The 16,612-nt window shown below is 68.6% G+C and carries 14 protein-coding genes and 2 pseudogenes; 11 read left to right on the top strand and 5 right to left on the bottom strand.

The features are described 5' to 3' along the window. Positions 1–153: 153 nt before the first annotated feature. Positions 154–1,080, bottom strand: a complete 927-nt coding sequence (locus tag AB0I18_RS40690; RefSeq protein WP_363110785.1) for a LysR family transcriptional regulator — start codon at positions 1,078–1,080, stop codon at positions 154–156. A gap of 199 nt (positions 1,081–1,279) precedes the next feature. Between AB0I18_RS40690 and AB0I18_RS40685 the strand changes: the two genes are divergently transcribed. The 10 genes from AB0I18_RS40685 (at position 1,280) to AB0I18_RS40640 (ending at position 13,487) form a co-directional block, all read left to right on the top strand. Next, entirely contained in the window at positions 1,280–2,437 is a 1,158-nt protein-coding gene (locus AB0I18_RS40685) for a tartrate dehydrogenase (RefSeq protein WP_363110784.1), read from the top strand. Next, positions 2,434–4,113, top strand: a complete 1,680-nt coding sequence (locus tag AB0I18_RS40680) for a hydantoinase B/oxoprolinase family protein (RefSeq protein WP_363110783.1) — start codon at positions 2,434–2,436, stop codon at positions 4,111–4,113. The genes AB0I18_RS40685 and AB0I18_RS40680 overlap by 4 nt, the downstream gene beginning before the upstream one ends. Then, complete coding sequence (locus AB0I18_RS40675) at positions 4,110–6,182, top strand: hydantoinase/oxoprolinase family protein (protein WP_363110782.1); 2,073 nt, start codon at positions 4,110–4,112, stop codon at positions 6,180–6,182. The genes AB0I18_RS40680 and AB0I18_RS40675 overlap by 4 nt, the downstream gene beginning before the upstream one ends. A 241-nt stretch (positions 6,183–6,423) precedes the next feature. Next, positions 6,424–7,707 (top strand): MFS transporter, encoded by a 1,284-nt coding sequence (locus tag AB0I18_RS40670; RefSeq protein ID WP_363110781.1) that lies wholly within the window; start codon positions 6,424–6,426, stop codon positions 7,705–7,707. Between the two features lie 56 nt (positions 7,708–7,763). Then, positions 7,764–8,750 carry a phosphoglycerate dehydrogenase gene (locus tag AB0I18_RS40665; protein ID WP_363110780.1) on the top strand — a complete coding sequence of 329 codons (987 nt, stop codon included), beginning with the start codon at positions 7,764–7,766 and terminating at the stop codon, positions 8,748–8,750. A 42-nt stretch (positions 8,751–8,792) separates the two neighbouring features. Then, entirely contained in the window at positions 8,793–10,178 is a 1,386-nt protein-coding gene (locus AB0I18_RS40660) for an acyclic terpene utilization AtuA family protein (RefSeq protein ID WP_363110779.1), read from the top strand. Continuing rightward, on the top strand, positions 10,171–10,500 hold the full coding sequence (locus AB0I18_RS40655) for a DUF4387 domain-containing protein (protein WP_363110778.1): 330 nt from the start codon (positions 10,171–10,173) through the stop codon (positions 10,498–10,500). The genes AB0I18_RS40660 and AB0I18_RS40655 overlap by 8 nt, the downstream gene beginning before the upstream one ends. Before the next feature lie 212 nt (positions 10,501–10,712). Further along, positions 10,713–12,104, top strand: coding sequence for a DUF6351 family protein (locus tag AB0I18_RS40650; RefSeq protein WP_363110801.1), 1,392 nt, complete (start codon positions 10,713–10,715; stop codon positions 12,102–12,104). A 517-nt stretch (positions 12,105–12,621) separates the two neighbouring features. Continuing rightward, positions 12,622–13,218, top strand: a complete 597-nt coding sequence (locus AB0I18_RS40645) for an MmgE/PrpD family protein (RefSeq protein ID WP_363110800.1) — start codon at positions 12,622–12,624, stop codon at positions 13,216–13,218. After that, on the top strand, positions 13,215–13,487 hold the full coding sequence (locus AB0I18_RS40640) for a hypothetical protein (protein WP_363110799.1): 273 nt from the start codon (positions 13,215–13,217) through the stop codon (positions 13,485–13,487). Before AB0I18_RS40645 ends, AB0I18_RS40640 begins: the two co-directional genes overlap by 4 nt. Before the next feature lie 7 nt (positions 13,488–13,494). On the opposite strand, the gene AB0I18_RS40635 is transcribed toward AB0I18_RS40640, so the two are convergent. From AB0I18_RS40635 to AB0I18_RS40620, 4 genes and pseudogenes are all read right to left on the bottom strand, one after another. Continuing rightward, positions 13,495–13,809: a hypothetical protein gene (locus AB0I18_RS40635; protein ID WP_363110777.1), complete on the bottom strand. Its 315-nt coding sequence runs from the start codon at positions 13,807–13,809 to the stop codon at positions 13,495–13,497. Positions 13,810–13,873: 64 nt separating this feature from the next. Then, a complete protein-coding gene (locus AB0I18_RS40630; protein WP_363110798.1) occupies positions 13,874–14,392 on the bottom strand; it encodes a SigE family RNA polymerase sigma factor in 519 nt (172 codons plus the stop codon). 282 nt (positions 14,393–14,674) lie between these two features. Beyond that, positions 14,675–15,040 (bottom strand): hypothetical protein, encoded by a 366-nt coding sequence (locus AB0I18_RS40625; RefSeq protein ID WP_363110776.1) that lies wholly within the window; start codon positions 15,038–15,040, stop codon positions 14,675–14,677. Between the two features lie 178 nt (positions 15,041–15,218). Next, positions 15,219–15,963, bottom strand: a pseudogene (locus tag AB0I18_RS40620) (transposase family protein). A gap of 375 nt (positions 15,964–16,338) precedes the next feature. On the opposite strand from AB0I18_RS40620, the pseudogene AB0I18_RS40615 reads away from it, so the two are divergent. Next, a pseudogene (locus AB0I18_RS40615) lies at positions 16,339–16,612 on the top strand (acyl-CoA thioesterase); the annotation flags it as partial.

Genomic DNA, 16,612 nt, shown 5'->3' with positions numbered 1-16,612 from the left:
CAAGAGCGTAGCCATCAATGATTCCCTCACTGTTCGGAAGACGACTCGCCACATCCTTCGCAGTGGACTTGACGGCCGTCTCACGGGGAACTTGAGGGTTTTTTGACGGTTCGGCTCCGGCACCGTCAGGTACGCCGGTCACCAGGCAGGGGACTAGCCGGCGCTCGGCGTGCCCGCGGACCGGTCCTTGGCCTGTTCCAGGCGCAGGGGGAGCCGCGCGGCGAGGTAGCCGATGAGTGCGCTGACACGTCGCGGGACATGCCCGTCCTCCTCCAGGAGGGCATAGATGTCGGCGGCCGGTGTCGACAGGTGCGGCAGGACCCGGACGAGCTCGCCGCGATCCAGATGCGGCCTGACGTGCCATTCCGAACGCATGATCACGCCACGGCCCTCCAGCGCCCAGCCGGTCACCACGTCGCCGTCATTACTGGACAGGCTGCCGTGCACCCGCACATGCCGGGGACGGTCCGCGTCCCCGAAGCGCCAGAGCGCGAAATCGCTCTCGTTCTCCCGCAGCACGATGCAGTTGTGGTGGGCCAGGTCCTCGATGTCGGCCGGCGTGCCGTGCTCGGCGAGGTAGGACGGCGCTGCGCAGGGCACGCGCCGGTTCTTGGCCAGACGCCGCATGCGCAGCGAGGAGTCGGGCGGTATGCCCACGTGGACGGCCACGTCGAACTCACGCTGGTGGGGCCGTAGGGGCAGCGCGGACGTCTGCATCCGAACGTGCAGTTCCGGGTGGGCCGCGGCGAACTCGCCGAGCAGCGGCGCGATATGCGCGCGGCCGAGACCGAGCGTGGCTTCGACGACCAGGGACCCGCGCAACCCCCCTGCTGTGTCGGTGATCGTGTCCTCGAGCTCGCGTACCTCGTCGAGGATCGCCTCGACGCGCGCCGCGTACAGCTCGCCTTCCGACGTCAGCACGAGTCGGCGGGCGCCGCGCTGGACGAGCCGGACGTCCAGGCGGCGCTCCAGCGCGCTGAGGCGTTTGCTGACGACGGGCAGGGAGCAACCGAGTTCTCGCGACGCGGCCGTCAGGGTCTCGCTCGACGCGACGACGTGGAAGAACTGCAGGTCGTCCACGGCTGAACGGCTCTTGGACCAGGGGTGACCAGAGCGCCGGGAGCTTTCCATAGGGGAAAACGTACCTTGCCGGTTACGGGCTTGTAACGGGTGTCTCCGCTGGCCAAGGTGGGAACCAGTCGCGCCGTGACCGGAACGCCTCTGGACAGAGTGCTCGCCACCGGACATGCGCATCGATCCGTGAACTGGGAGTGAATTCGTGCCGCAGAGTTATCGCATCGCAGCGATTCCGGGCGACGGGATCGGACGCGAGGTCGTCCCGGAGGGTCTGAGGTGCCTGCGGGCCGCTGCCGAGGTGCACGGGTTCGAACTGGACGTCACCGAGTTCGACTTCGCCAGCGCGGACTACTGGCTGAACCACGGCACGATGCTGCCCGGGAACTGGCGGGACGTACTCGGCGAGTTCGACGCGATCTTCTTCGGTGCGGTCGGATGGCCGGAGGTGGTCCCGGACCATGTCTCGCTGTGGGGCAGCCTGCTCCAGATGCGGCGGGGCTTCGACCAGTACGTCAATCTGCGCCCCGTCCGGCTGTTGCGCGGCGTACGCAGTCCGCTGCGCGACCATCAGCCGGGCGACATCGACTTCTACGTCGTGCGAGAGAACACCGAGGGCGAGTACTCCAGCATCGGCGGCCGGATCTTCGAGGGCACCGATCGCGAGACGGTGGTCCAGGAGACGGTCATGACACGGACCGGGGTCGACCGGGTCCTGCGCTATGCCTTCGAACTCGCCTCGTCCCGCCCGAGCAAGCACCTGACCTGGGCGACGAAGAGCAACGGGATCTCGATCTCCATGCCCTACTGGGACGAGCGCGCGACCGAGATGGCCGCCCGGTACCCCGACGTGACCGCCGACAAGGACCACATCGACATCCTGACCGCGAAGTTCGTCCTCCAGCCCGACCGGTACGACGTGGTCGTCGCCAGCAACCTGTTCGGTGACATCCTCTCGGACCTCGGCCCGGCCTGCACCGGAACCATCGGCATCGCCCCCAGCGCCAACATCAACCCCGACCGCTCCGTCCCCAGCCTCTTCGAGCCGGTGCACGGGTCGGCGCCGGACATCGCCGGTCTCGGTGTCGCCAACCCTGTCGGCCAGATCTGGAGCGGCGCCATGATGCTCACCCACCTCGGCGAGCACGAGGCGGCCGCGCACGTCGTGGCCGCGATCGAGAGCGTTCTGGACGAGCAGCCCGACGTGCTCACCCCCGACCTCGGGGGCACGGGGACCACGGTGGGGCTGGGCAAGGCCATCGCGGCCCGAATCGCCGCGAGGTCACTCGTCGGCCACGGCGGGGGAGCTGCGGCCGGCGACTTGGCCGGCCGCGCGGTCGAAGAGGGGGTCGCGGCGTCATGATCAGACCTGTCTCCGACCCGGTCGGCCTCGAAGTGCGCTGGGACCGGCTTGCCGCCGCCACCGACGAGGCGGCCTCCACCATGCTGCGCACGGCCTTCTCCACGATCATCCGGGAGTCGAACGACTACACCGTCGTCCTGATGGACCGCGTGGGCCGCACGATGGCCGAGTCACGGGCCGGCATCCCCGCCTTCGCCGCCCTGATGAGTTCGCTGACCGCGCTGGTCCTCGAACGGTTCCCGGCGGACGAGTGGCAGGACGGCGACAGCGTCATCACGAACGACCCGTGGATCGCCACCGGGCACCTGCCCGACATCGCCATGATCTCCCCGGTCTTTCACCGAGAACGGCTCGTCGCGTTCGCGGGCACCGTGGCGCACTCACCGGACATCGGTGGCACCCCCTCGATGAGCGCGACCGAGCTGCTCTGCGAGGGCATCCTGATTCCTCCGCTGCGGCTGTTCCGGGCCGGACGGGTCGAGCAGGGGGTCAAGGACCTGCTGTTGGCGAACGTACGACTGGCGGACCAGGTGTGGGGTGACCTGGAGGCGCAGTCGGCGGCGCACGCCGTGTGCCGCCGACGCGCCCAGGAGTTCCTCACGGACTTCCGTGAGCCGGACTTCGAGCCGTTCGCGGACCAGGTCCACGCGGTGACCGACGCCGCGATGCGGGCGGGCGTCCGCGACCTGCCCGACGGCGTCTACCGAGCCGCCCTGGACGCGGACGGCGTCGAAGGCCACCCCACGCACATCGAGTGCGCGGTGACCGTTCGCGGCGAGGAGGTCGAGATCGACTACACCGGCAGTTCCCCCCAAGTGCCCTTCGCGACGAACTCGACGCTGAACTACACCCGCGCCTACTCCATGTATCCGCTGAAGATCCTGCTGGATCCGTCCACGCGGACCAACTGGGGCTCCTACCGCTCCATCCAGGTCTCCGCGCCGGAGGGCACGATCGTCAACCCGAGATTTCCCGCGCCCGTCGTGGCACGGCACCTCACCGGCCACCTCCTGTCCTGCGCGGTGTATCAGGCACTGGCTCCGGTGCTGCCCGACCGTGTCATCGCCGACAGCGGCGGTGCCCCCGCCCTGCGGGTCCGCTTCGCGGGGGTCGACGACTCCGGCCGGCCTTTCAGCCTCATGCTCTTCGCCAACGCGGGCATGGGTGCGTCCAAGGAGTCGGACGGGCTGTCCACCACCGCCTTCCCGACCAACTCCGGCGGTGGCGGCATCGAGGTCCTGGAGGCCGCGTCTCCGTTGCACTTCCTCCGCAAGGAGTTGCGTGCCGGATCGGGCGGACGGGGCCGACGCCGCGGAGGACTGGGCCAGGACATCGAGGTCCGCAACCCGACGAGCCGACCGGTGCAGATGGTGCTGCTCGGAGACCGCGAGCGGCATCCGGCGCTCGGACTGGCCGGCGGTGAACCCGGCGCCACCGCACAGGTAGTCCTGGACTCCGGTGAGAGCGTCCCACTGAAGTCGATCTCGCAGCTGGCCCCCGGCTCGTCCGTGGTCATCTCCTTCGCAGGCGGTGGCGGGTTCGGCCGCCCCGAGGAGCGCGAGCCCGAGCTCCTGGTCGCCGACGAGATCGCCGGCTACACCGTCCCAGCCAGTCGGCAGAACCCGCGCACAGCCCGGACCGCGGGCGGAAGCGCACGTGAGGAGGTGGGTCGATGAGCCGCACGGTCCGGATCGGCGTCGACGTCGGCGGAACGTTCACCGATCTGCTGCTGCACGACCCGCGCCGGGGACTGATCCGGCCCGGGAAGCTGCCCACCACGCCCCACGCTCCCAACGAGGCCATCACCGCGGGGATCGCCCGCCTCCTGGAGGAGACGTCCACGGCCCCCGGAGACGTCGCGGGCATCGTGCACGGCACCACGTTGGTGACGAACACCCTGCTGGAACGCACCGGAGCGGTAGTCGGTCTGCTGACCACCAGCGGGTTCAGCGACTCCCTCGAAATGGGACGGGAGACGAGGTTCGACACCACCGACCTGCTCGCCCGGCCGGCTCAGCCGCTGGTGCCGCGCCATCTGCGCCGCGGGGTACCCGGGAGGATCGCCGTGGACGGCAGTGAACTCGAACCGCTCGACGAGCGTGCCGTCCTCGCGGTTGTGCGGGATCTGGTGGACCAGGGCATCGAGGCACTGGCCGTGGCCCTGATGCACTCCTACCGCGACGCCGGGCACGAGCACCGGGTGCGGGACATGGTCGCGCGCGCCCACCCCGACCTCCCCGTCACGCTCTCCAGCGCCGTGGCCCCGGTCCTTGGCGAGTACGAGCGGGCCGGCACCGCCTGCCTGAACGCGTATGTGCAGCCCCTGATGTCGCGCTACCTCGACGACCTGCGTGACGACCTGACCGCCATGGGGATCGACGCGCCCCTTCGCATCATGCTCTCCGGCGGTGGTGTCACGACCCTTGAGGACGCCAAGCGGTTCCCCGTACGGCTGCTCGAGTCGGGCCCCGCGGCCGGTGCCATCGCCGCCGCCGCAGTCGCCCGGACGCTGGGGGAGCAGGACGTCGTCTCGTTCGACATGGGCGGTACGACGGCGAAGATCGCTGTCGTCCAGGGGGGCCGGCCCAGGCTCACGCACGACTTCGAGGCGGGGCGGGTCGACAAGTTCAAGCCTGGCTCGGGGCTGCCGGTGCGCCTGACCGTCGTCGACATGATCGAGATCGGTTCGGGAGGCGGCTCGATCGCGGCACCCGACGCGCTCGGGCTGCTCAAGGTGGGACCGCGCAGCGCCGGTTCGGTGCCCGGCCCCGTCGCCTACGGGCGTGGAGGCGAGCGCCCCACCGTGACGGATGCCGACCTCCTGCTCGGCTATCTCGACGCGGAGAACTTCCTCGGCGGCGAGATGAGGCTGTGCACGCGCGAGGCCCACAAGGCGCTGACCCGTGAGGTGGCGGGTCCCCTGGGACTCGACACCGCTGACGCTGCCGCCGGGATTGTCGAGGTGGTCACCGAAAGCATGGCCGCCGCCGCCCGCATGCACCTGTCCGAGCAGGGCAAGGACCCCGCCGACTTCGCGCTGCTGGCCTTCGGCGGAGCCGGACCCGCCCATGCCTACGGGCTGGCGAAGTCGCTGAAGATCCCCCGAGTGATCGTACCGATGCGGGCTGGAGTGATGTCCGCCTGTGGGCTCCTTGCCGCCGCTCCCACGGTCGACGAGGTCCGCAGCCTGCCGTCGCCTCTCGCCGACGTCGACTGGGACCAGGTCACCGCGCTGTACGACGAGATGACGTCGCGCGCCACCGAAACACTCCAGCCGGGAGACCCGCGGCTCGTACGGGTCCGCCGCTCGGCCGACATGCGTTACCTCGGCCAGGGCTTCGAGATCGAGGTCAGCGTGCCCGATCAGGACCTCGGCCCAGCCGGTCTCGGACGCATCCGGACCGCCTTCGAGTCCACGTACCGTGCCGTGTTCGGTCGTTCCCTCGACGGGGCCGTGGAAGTCGTGAACTGGCGGCTTTCCATGCAGCTGCCCGGTCATGAGTTGTCGACGGAGGGCGGCCATGCGCGAACAGGTGAGGCGAGCCGCAGTGTCCGGTCGGTCTACTTTCCGGGGCACGGGCTGCTTGAAGCCGCCGTATGGAACGGCTACGAGCTCACGCCGGGAACCGAGCTGGCAGGTCCGGCGATCTTCGAGGAACGCGAATCGTCTTGCTCCTTCGGGCCGGACAGCCGCATCCGGGTCACCGACGACCTGACCCTCGTGGTCGAGGTCGACCGGGCCTGAACCCGGTCTCCCCGGTCGTCCCCGAAGAAGGCAGCGTCGAGAAGCCGCCGAAGGCGGGGAACGCTTGGCGACCTCTCCGAGGACTGGCTGCCTCACTGCGGCGAGAAACGGACCGGCGCCGCTCGGACAGGACGCACCTGGTTCGCACGCCGCGGGAGAACTGTCTCTCACCCCCCACGCCAACACCGACAACCTATCCAGCAGCTGCCCGATATGGTGGCGGCGCGAAGGGACGACCCTCATGACGACGGTGTCAGTAGGGCAGGTAGGGCAGCGCACCCGTACCCGGCGCATCACGTTCCTGGTCGCTCTCGCGGTCTTCGCACAGGAGGCGACCTGGAACTTCTACGAATCTCAGGTACCGCCGCTCCTGCGGGAGCATCTCACCAGCACGGCCGTCGTGGGTCTCCTGATGGGCATGGACAACCTGCTCGGCATCTTCATCCAGCCGTGGATCGGTAACCGGTCCGACCGGACGAGGACCTCCTGGGGCCGGCGGATGCCTTACCTGGTGGTCGGGATGCCGATCGCCGCCGCGCTGTTCATCCTCATCCCGCACAGCGCGGCGTCCTTGCCGCTGTTGATCGTGGTGCTGTTCTCGTACGCGCTCGTCGCCAACACCTTCAAGCCGATCGCCGAGGCGCTCGTACCGGACTTCATCGCACCCGAGCGACGAAGCCGGGCCAACGCTGTAGTCAAGATCGCCTCAAGTATCACGGCCATCGTCGCCGCGCTCATCAGCATCTTCCTGGTCGACAACCATCTGAGCCTCGCGTTCGCGATCCCCGCGATCATCATGCTGATCTCGATCGGGGTGCTGGCGGCCACCGTGCGCGACAACCGGTCCCCGGCCTACCAGGCAGCGGTGGCCGAGAGCGAGGAGGAGCACAGTGCCGAGCGCACCGAGCCACGGGTCCGGGACACCTTCATCGAGATCCTCAAGGACGCTGATCGCAGCCGACTCCTGCTGCTCCTCGCGATTCTTCTCTTCGGCAGTGCATGGGCCGCGTCCCGGTCGTTGATGACGCCGTACGGGATGGAAGCCCTGGACATGCCACGGGGAGCCGCCGGCGGTCTCACCCTGCCCAGCGGTATCGCCTTCATCCTGGCGGCCTACCCGGCAGCCGTGCTCGCCGAGCGTTACGGACGGCTCCGGGTCATGGCCGTGGGCATGTCGGTCTTCGCCGGCGCCATGGTGCTGGGCACGCTCATCCAGACCCCGATGGGGGCCACCGTGGCCCTGTGCCTCGCGGCGGCCGGCGCGACCTGTTTCCTGGTCAACGCGGTGGTCGTCCTGTGGAACCTCGCACCCTCGGCACGGGTCTTCGGGACCTACGCCGGTATGTACACCGTCGGCTGGGCCGGGGGCGGCTTCCTGGGCCCGGCGGTGGTCGGCGGCATGGTCGACATCACCGGATGGCCCCTGATGCTCATCGACATCGCCGTAGTCACCTCGTTGTCGGTCATCGTCGTAGCCAGGATCGGTGTGCTTCAGCGGCGCACCGCCCTGACCCTCGCCAAGTAACCAGCCCATCCCCGCGGCGTGAGGCCGGCGCCGGACGCAGCCAGAGACGAGGAACCGTGCCCCGCATTCTGATCACCACGGACTACCTACGGCCCGACGACGAGGTCGATGACTATCTCCGGGCGCACGGCCACACGACGGTCCACGCCCCGCTGGTCGGCCGACGCGGTCCCGAGCAACTCGTCGCCGCCCTCGACGGGATCGACGCGGCGCTCGTCGGCCATGATCCCCTGACCGCCCAGGTCCTCTCCGAGGTTCCCCGCCTGCGCGCCATCGTGCGCACCGGCGTCGGCTACGACTCGATCGACATCGTCGCCGCGGGCAAGCTCGGCATCACGGTGAGCAACCTGCCGGGAATCAACGCGAACGCCGTGGCCGAGTACACCCTCGGTCTGCTGCTGGCCGCCGCGAGGCGACTGGTGCAGAGCGCGGTGGGCGTCGCTGCCGGCCAGTGGCCGAGGCAGGACGGTCGCGAGTTGCGTGGGTCGACGCTCGGCCTGATCGGATACGGGGCGGCAGCGCGCGCCGTGGTGCCGCTGGCGCGGGCCTTCGGTATGGAGGTGCTCTGCACGACCGGTGTGCCGGAGGACGAACGGTCGGACCCGTGGGTGCGGTTCGTCGCGCTCCCCGAGCTGCTGGCGGCATCCGACTACGTATCGGTGCACACCGCGCTGACGGACCGCACACGCGGTCTCCTGGACGCTGCCGCCTTCCGGCGGATGAAGCCGACGGCGGTGCTGGTCAACACCGCGCGGGGGGCCGTCGTCGACGAACAGGCCCTTGCCGACGCCGTGCGCACCGGCGAGATTGCCGCGGCTGCGCTCGACGTGGTGAGCGAGGAGCCGCTCCCGGCCGACAGCCCGCTGCGGGACGTAGAGGGAATCGTCGTCTTCTCCCACCTCGCGGGCCAGACGGCCGAAGCCCGTGCGGTCGCCGGCCTTGAGGGTGCGGCCGAGGTGGTGGCCGCCCTCGCGGGCCGCCCCCGGTTCGCGGTGAACGCCCACCTGCTGCCCCACGCCCCCACTGCCCGGGTCGACGGGTGACACCCGCCCGCCACGTGCCCGGCACCGACAAGAAGGAGGAACATGGAAAACGAACGGGTTGACCAGGTCAAGGTCCTGGCACCGACCGGCATGCTCGGAGCCGGCTTTCCCGAGGCCACGATCGAGCGAGGTCTGGCGCTCGGCGCTGATGTCATCTCCGTCGACGGGGGCAGTACCGACTCCGGTCCCTACTATCTCGGCGCGTCGCAGCCCAAGACCACCCGTGCCGCGGTCGCCCGTGACCTGCGGGTCCTGCTGACGGCGGCGGCAAGCGCCGGTATCCCACTGATCGTGGGTTCGTGCGGCACGAGCGGAACCGACTCCGGTGTCGACTGGGTCGCCGGCATCGTCGCCGACATCCTGGCGGCCGAGGGACTCCGGCTGCGGGTGGCGCGCATCTACAGCGAGCAGGCGACCGGCGCGCTCCTGACGTGCCTGGACGAGGGCCGGATCCATGCCCTGCCTCCGCTGGGCGAACTGGAGCCGAAGACGTTGCAGAGCTGCGCACACATCGTGGGCGCGATGGGGCACGAGCCGATCGTCGCCGCGCTCGAGGCCGGTGCGCAGGTCGTGCTTGCCGGCCGCGCCACGGATACCGCCATAGCCGCCGCCCATCCGCTGATGAAGGGGATGCCGGCCGGGCCGACATGGCACGCCGCCAAGATCATCGAGTGTGGCGGGCAGTGCACCAGCAATCCGCGCGCGGGTGGGGTGCTGGCCACCATCGACGCCGACGGCTTCACCATCGAGCCGCTCGATCCGACGGTCGCCTGCACACCGATCCTGGTCGCCGCCCACATGCTCTACGAGACGGTGGACCCGTTCCAGATGCGCGAGCCGGACGGCACCCTGGACGTCCGTGAGGCCGTCTACACCGCCCTGGACGACCGCACCGTGCGGGTCGAGGGTTCGCAGTTCCATGTCGCCGACCAGCACACCATCAAGCTCGAAGGCGCCCGGATCACCGGCTACGAGACGATGTCGTTCAGCGCGATCCGTGATCAGCACATCCTTGCGAACATCGACGACTGGGCCGATCTCATGCGCACGATGATCAGGCAGCGGGTGGAGCAGACGATCGGCCTCGGCGACGAAAAGTACGCCTTCGATCTGCGCCTCTACGGGCACAACGCCATCCTCGGGGATCTGGATCCGGCAGTGGGTCCGCCTCGCGAGGTGGGAGTCATGCTCCTCGTCAACGCACCGGACCAGAGCACCGCCACCGCCGTCGCGAAGATCGCCAACCCCTTGATGCTTCACCTGCCGACGGCCGACATGGACTACCTGCCGAGCCTGGCGTTCGCCACCTCACCGGCTGAGGTCGAGCGCGGTCCGGCGTACGAGTTCGTGCTCAATCACGTCGTCGACACCCTCACCCCCACCGACATGTTCCGCACCGAGTTCGAGGAGGCCTCCCACCATGGCTGAGACCGTCCCCACCACCCTGGGCGACCTGGCGTACGAGGTCCGGTCCAAGAACGCCGGGCCGTTCTGGGTCACCATGGAGCTGTTCATGCGTGACGCGGACGGCTACCGCATCGCCGCCGACGAGACGTTCCTCAACGAGGGCACGGTCGCCCGGCTCTACGGACTCGACGAGGCCGACGTGCAGATGTTCCGCATCCCGTCGCTGAACGTCGTCAAGATCTCATTCCCGCGTCCCGTCAGCCAGGCGTCGCTGCGTGACCGTGACGTCCACTCCGGTCAGCACCACGTGCCGCTGGCGCTTCTGCCCGTGCCCGTCACCTGATACCCCCGGGAGAAAGGGCGGCGCCCGCGCGCGACGACGGTCACGGCCGGTGCCGGGGTCACCGCCGGCCCGGCGGTGACCCCGAACGCGCCTGCCGGACGCGGTCCTTCACCGGTCCACCCCCTACAAGCACCTGAAGGAGCAGTTCCTTGAACACACCTGCCGTGCCCGAACCCGGTACCCGTCCTCGGGCCCGCGGCCGCCGTTCGGCAATGCTGACGGCACTGGTCGCGGCCGCGGTCGTGGGCACGCTCGGCAGCGCACCCGCCGCCCCGGTCGACACCACGCGCCCCACTCCCGCCGCCTGCCCGGGCCGTCTGGAGGAGAAGGCCGGCTGCTACACCGGCCGGGACGCCAACGGCGCGTACTACACGATGGCCGTCCCGAAGCACTGGAACGGCTCCCTCGTCGCCCACGCCCACGGCGGTCCCGACTTCTCCTACGACGAGTCCACGACCACCGAGGACCTGGAACGCTGGGCGGTGATGGTCGACGAGGGCTATGCCTGGGTGGGCTCCTCGTACCGGCGCGGCGGTTACGGGGTCAGGATGGCCGCCGCCGACACGGAGAACGTACGCCGCCTGTTCGTCAGCCACTTCGGCCACCCCGACCGCACCTACCTTCATGGCCAGTCCTGGGGCGGCAACGTCGCCGCCAAGGTCACCGAGACCTACGGCGGGAAGCGTGGTGCTTACGACGGAGTCCTGCTGACCAACGGCTTCCTGGCCGGCGGCTCGCGTGGCTACGACACGCGCGTGGACCTGCGGACCGTCTACCAGTACTACTGCCGCAACCTGCCCCGTCCCAGCGAACCGCAGTACCCGCTGTGGCAAGGACTGCCCGCGGACTCCCCGATGACACCCGACGAGGTCCACGGCCGACTCCAGGAATGCACCGGCATCGACTCCGACCCGGCCGACCGGACCGCGGAACAGCAGCACAACCTCGACGACATCCTGGCCGTCACCCGCATCCCGGAACACTCCCTGGCCACGAACATGCAGTACGCGGCCTTCCTCGTCCGGGACATCGTGTCCAACCGGCTCGACGGCCGTAACCCGTTCAGCAACCGTGGGGTCCGCTACGACGGTTCGCACGACGACAAGGCGCTCAACGCCGGCGTGGCGCGCTTCTCGGCCGACCCCACCGCGCGCCGCGACCTCTCCTACGACAGCGACCTCACCGGACGGATCGCACTCCCGGTCCTCACCCTGCACGCGATCGACGACCCACAGGTCTTCGTCGAGCACGAGGCGGCCTATCGCGCCACGGTCCAGGCCGCCGACCGAAGCGAGAACCTCGTCCAGACTTTCACGAGGGAGAGCGATCACAGCGCGCTCAGCAACGCCGAGTACGCCAACTCCCTGGCGGCTCTGGAAACATGGGCACGCACCGGCCGGAAGCCCACCCCCGGCTCGATCGCACGTTCGTGCAGCGCGTTCGACACCACCTACGGTGGTGGCTGCTTCTACGATCCGGCGTTCCGCCCCGCCCCGTTCGCCACCCAGGTCCGCCCCCGGCCCGGCGGCCTCCACTGGCCCGCCATGTCCGCCGCGCAGGAACAGGCGTGGAGTCGTATCGAGGGCGTGGGCATCGCACCCTGAAGCCGCTCGGCGGTCCCGAATCCCTCTCTCCCGCAGCCGAGCTCGCACATCTCTCGCGCTGCCATAGCAAATTGCCGGCTCCCGAGCGCGACGACTCTTCGCCACCCGACGACTCAGGAGAGTCCCATGCCCCTGGCTGAAGACCTCAGTTCGTACGCCGTGTCCCTGCGCTACTCCGATCTCAGCACCGCCGCCTTCCACACGGTCAAACAGCGCCTCGTCGACAGCATCGGATGCGGGCTCGGCGCCAATGATCCGGTACTTCGACTTCAACGACGGATACATCGGCAAGGAAGTCGGGCACCCCAGCGACAACATCGCAGCATGTCTCGCGGTCGCCTGAGTCCCAGCAGGCATCCGGAGAGGACCTTCTCCTCGCCATCGTGCTGGCCTACGAGATCCAGTGCGGGTTCCAGGACGTGGCCGCCCTCACACAAGAGGGTGGGATCACGTCAACTACGTGCTTGTGTCATCGGTCGTCGCCGCGGGCCGGCTGATGGAGCTCTCGCAATAACAGCTGACCGAGGCGATCAACATCGCGGTGAACGGCCACATCGCGTTGCGGCAGATGCGTGCCGGGTCCCTCTCCCAGTGGAAAGGCTGCTCGGCCCCCAGCGCGGCGCGGAACGGAATCGTCGCCGTGCACCTCGCCCAGCATGGCTTTACAGGGCCGTCGCCCATCTTCGAGGGCGAGATGGGGTTCATGAACCAGATCACCGGTGTCTTCTCCCTCGACGTCGGTGAGTTCGGGAACCGGGACAACCAGTCGTATGCCGTTTCGAGGACTTTGACGAAGATGCTGCCGATGAACGGAGAGAAACAGACGGCGGTCTGGGCCGCGCTGGTCGTGCGGGACAGGATCCCGGACATCGAGGAGATTGCCTCGGTCCAGGTCGACACCACTCGTGTCGGCTACGCCTTTCTCGGCAAGGATCCCGACAAATGGCGCCCCGCCACACGGGAAACGGCCGACCACAGTCTTCCCTACACGGTGGCCCGGGCGCTGCTGGACGGCGAGATCACCACTGCCTCGTACAGCGATGAGGCCATCGCGGATCCGGTGGCTCTCGACCTGATGAAGCGCATCTCGGTGCGGAAGGGGACCCGGCGCTGACCGCGATCTTTCCCGAGTACATTCCCAACCGGATCACCGTCACGCTCACTTCGGGTGAGGTGGTGACGGAGGAGGTTCGCGACGCCCCCGGTGGCCCGCGCGTCGCGATGACCGACCAGCAGTTTGAGGAGAAGTTCCACGGTCTGCTGCGACCGCTGGCCTCCGACAGCCGGCGCAAGGACATTCTCTCCCTTGTGTGGAATGTCGAGCAGTTGGCGGACCTGTCGCCGCTTCTCGCGGCCATGACGCTGGACACCACAGAGGGGTGAAGGCTGGTCATTGTCCGGTCGTGGTGGCCGGGGAAGCCGGGGCCTGGGACGTGGACGGGTTCACTGAATGCGGGGGAGTGCCGGCCGGACGGACCGGGCTGTCCGAAGAGCCGTTCGTGACGGCGAACAAGGCGCACGCGGCAGCCGCAGCCAGACCCAGCAGCACGATGGCGGTCCGGCGCAGGGGAAGGGACCACCGCCTGGGCCTGGCGGGAAGGCGGGCAGGTCGCAGGTGTCCCAAGTCGACGGTGTCGGCCTGGGCGGCGAGAGCCTCGCGCAGCCGGTACTCGATCGCCTTGTGGCGGATCTGGCTGCGGCTCATCGCCGGATCTCTGCAAGGTGCCGGCGGCGGGAAGGACAAGAGCGCGGCTGAGAGGGATGATCGGTCATCGAGGTATCTCCTCCAGTTGTCTGCCGAGGGTGTCCAGAGCACGGCTGGCGGTCGACTTGACCGTCCCGCGGGAGACGCCGAGGGTATCGGCGATCTGCGCTTCGGTGAGGTCTGACCAGTAGCGCAGCACCAGGACCTCGCGCTGCCGACGGGTGAGGCGCTGCAACGCGTTGATCACTTCCCGGTGGGTCTCGGCGAGGAGCACGCTGTGGTCGGCGGACGGGAAGGGGCGTTCGCGCTCAGGGATGTGGGCGCGTGCCGTACGGCGTCGACGCAGAACGGAGCGAGCCCCGTTGACCACGCTGGTTCGCAAGTACGCCTCGGGGTCGTCCAGGTTCGCGAGCCGACGGCCGTGGCGGCGCAGAAGCGCGGTGAAGGCGTCCTGTACCACGTCCTCTGCCGTCGGGAGGTCGTCCACCAAAAGCAGTGCCAGTCGCACCAGCGCGAGCCGGCGGTGGTGGTAAAGCTCGCTGAAGTCGTGCTCGTCCCCGACTGCGGCCGTGTTGGGGGACAGGGCTTTGAACGGCCTTCTCCCGCCGTCCTTCTGATGTGTCAGTGAACGCGGAGCGAGTCCGCCCTGTACCAGCCTGTGAAGGCTCTGCCACCAGGTGACCGACGGTGCGGCGGTGGGGATCGTCGCTGTTCTCACGTGTCTCCTGGACGTCGCGGTACCGGTCTGTCCACCCGGATGCCGGGTGGACAGACCGTGCTGCCGGGCCTGGGCCGCGCAGCGTGTATTCACGTGGTGCCGCCGACCGGACCAGAGCCGATCAGCGAGCCGAAACGCTGGAGAGCGTCAGTGGGCCGGAGTCGCGGGCTGCTGCACCGGCTGGGCGGGCTTGGCGTCGTTCGGGAGGTCCGTCTCCGACCCGGGGATGTGGGGTTGGGCCGGCTTGGCGTCCTCCGGGACGTCCGTCTCCGAGGTGAGGGCGGGCGTTTCCGAGCCGGACACGTAGGGCTTGGCGTGCTTCCCGGTGGAGGTGGACGTCACGGGAGAGGTGGAGTGCGCCTTCTCGGCTTCGGCGGCATCCGGCGCGGTGGTGTCGGCGTGGGCCGTGAAGGCTCCACCGAGGGCCAGCGCGGCGCCCACGACTGAGACGCCCAGCGCGGCGCGAACCCGGCCCGGACGGGAACTGCGGACAGCGGCGTGACGTACTGACATTTTCGGTCCTCGAATCATCGGTCTCAATGGGGCTGACCGTCCGTCATGGATGGCTTGCCATGCGGCGGCCCTCTGCTGGAGGCGCATCCACTCCGACAGACGTCCGAAGGCCTTCGGGGTTGCGGGTCGGGCGAGACCGACGCGTGGGAAATTCAGTGATCTGGGTCACTGAGCTTCTTCAGCGTTGCCGCTCCAGGGTGAGGACGGCTTTGGCGATTGACGTCCTGCGGTATGGGCTGCATCGGGATCTGCGGGAGATCCGCCAGGTCTTCAGGCGTGCGACGCCGCCCTCGACCGGTGCCCGTGCCGCGGCCAGGGCCCGGTTGACGGTCTTCTCGGTAAGGGTGAGTTCCTGCAGGGGTCTGCGTTTGATGCCGGTACCCACCCAGGGGCCCCGCCACCCTGGTAGGCGAGATCAGCCAGGATGGGGACGCCCTGACGCTCGCAGATGCGGATGATCCGGTGGGTGCGGGCAGCTGTCAGGTCGTGGCTCGGCCCGGCAACGCGGGTGAGAGCCACAGCAGTTGGCCGCCGGGATCGGTGACCACCTGCACGTCCACCCCGTGCCGGCGGTGCTTGTGGGAATAGTCGGCCCGTCCGTCGCCGACCCGGTCGCACTCGGCGAGCGTGCGGTCCAGCAGGACGAAGTCCGCATCGGCCTCGCGCAGGACCTTCAGTAGACCAGGCGCGCGTTCGGCGAGCAGGTGGATGACCGCGCTGGTGCAGGCGTGGGCAGTGGACTCGCTGATCCCGAACGCGGCAGCGATCTTCGCGAGGGTGGTGTGTTCGCGCAGGTACACCAGTGCCACCATCGCGCGCTGAGACGGGCGGAGCTCGCAGCGCCGGTCATCCTCACGGGTGACGAGAGCATGGTGACCCACTCCACGAGCGCACGGGGGCAGGTCGAGTTCGGCAGGACAGATGACCAACGCTTCGTGGACCGTCACCTGATCGGTGGCCAGCTCGAAGGGGCTCAAAGGCTGATGAGTCCCACGAAGCGGCGGTTACATTCGCGTAATTCGTGTTCTGGACAAGGTCTGTTTGATGACGGACCCCAGGATTCGATCGGGAGGGCAGGCGCTGTATCAAGCCAGCTCAGACCGGATATGCAAAGGCTCAATGAACCGTTTTCTCGGCTGGTACCGTTGCAACGACGTGCGGAACGGTGTGGTCGCGTACCGTCGGCAACTGCGGTGCTTGCCGCCGACACCGGAGCCGACGAGACAGCATCGCGGGCCCCCATAGCGAGGCGCGTATTGAGCGTCAGATCCACCGAATGATTCGTCAGAAATGGATTCATGATGACCTCGGCCAAGAGTAAGGATCCCGTGGGTGTTTACGAAACGGTTTCCGTGCACTTTGAAGACCTTGATGCGTACGGCATGGTCCATCACAACAAGTATCCCTTCCTCTTCGAGCGGGCATTCAACAGTTACTTGATTCGAAAGGGGTTTCCCTTCGGTCGTGGTTCGGGATCTCCCGACGAGATGGTTCAGGTCGTCCGGTCCATGCAACTGACCTATGACGTCCCCGTCACCAGGCTCGGGGAGGTCCAGGTGCAGTTCTGGCTCG

This window comes from Streptomyces sp. NPDC050704, assembly GCF_040654355.1.
Taxonomy (GTDB): domain Bacteria; phylum Actinomycetota; class Actinomycetes; order Streptomycetales; family Streptomycetaceae; genus Streptomyces.
This window is presented reverse-complemented; position numbering and strand designations above follow the sequence as displayed.

What these genes read in the sequence shown, in the direction of transcription:
- AB0I18_RS40625 (WP_363110776.1), bottom strand. Translation starts at nt 15,040, where the DNA reads ATGTCAGTACGTCACGCCGCTGTCCGCAGTTCCCGTCCGGGCCGGGTT.
- AB0I18_RS40635 (WP_363110777.1), bottom strand. Translation starts at nt 13,809, where the DNA reads ATGAGCCGCAGCCAGATCCGCCACAAGGCGATCGAGTACCGGCTGCGC.
- AB0I18_RS40675 (WP_363110782.1), top strand. Translation starts at nt 4,110, where the DNA reads ATGAGCCGCACGGTCCGGATCGGCGTCGACGTCGGCGGAACGTTCACC.
- AB0I18_RS40660 (WP_363110779.1), top strand. Translation starts at nt 8,793, where the DNA reads ATGGAAAACGAACGGGTTGACCAGGTCAAGGTCCTGGCACCGACCGGC.
- AB0I18_RS40680 (WP_363110783.1), top strand. Translation starts at nt 2,434, where the DNA reads ATGATCAGACCTGTCTCCGACCCGGTCGGCCTCGAAGTGCGCTGGGAC.
- AB0I18_RS40655 (WP_363110778.1), top strand. Translation starts at nt 10,171, where the DNA reads ATGGCTGAGACCGTCCCCACCACCCTGGGCGACCTGGCGTACGAGGTC.
- AB0I18_RS40670 (WP_363110781.1), top strand. Translation starts at nt 6,424, where the DNA reads ATGACGACGGTGTCAGTAGGGCAGGTAGGGCAGCGCACCCGTACCCGG.
- AB0I18_RS40650 (WP_363110801.1), top strand. Translation starts at nt 10,713, where the DNA reads ATGCTGACGGCACTGGTCGCGGCCGCGGTCGTGGGCACGCTCGGCAGC.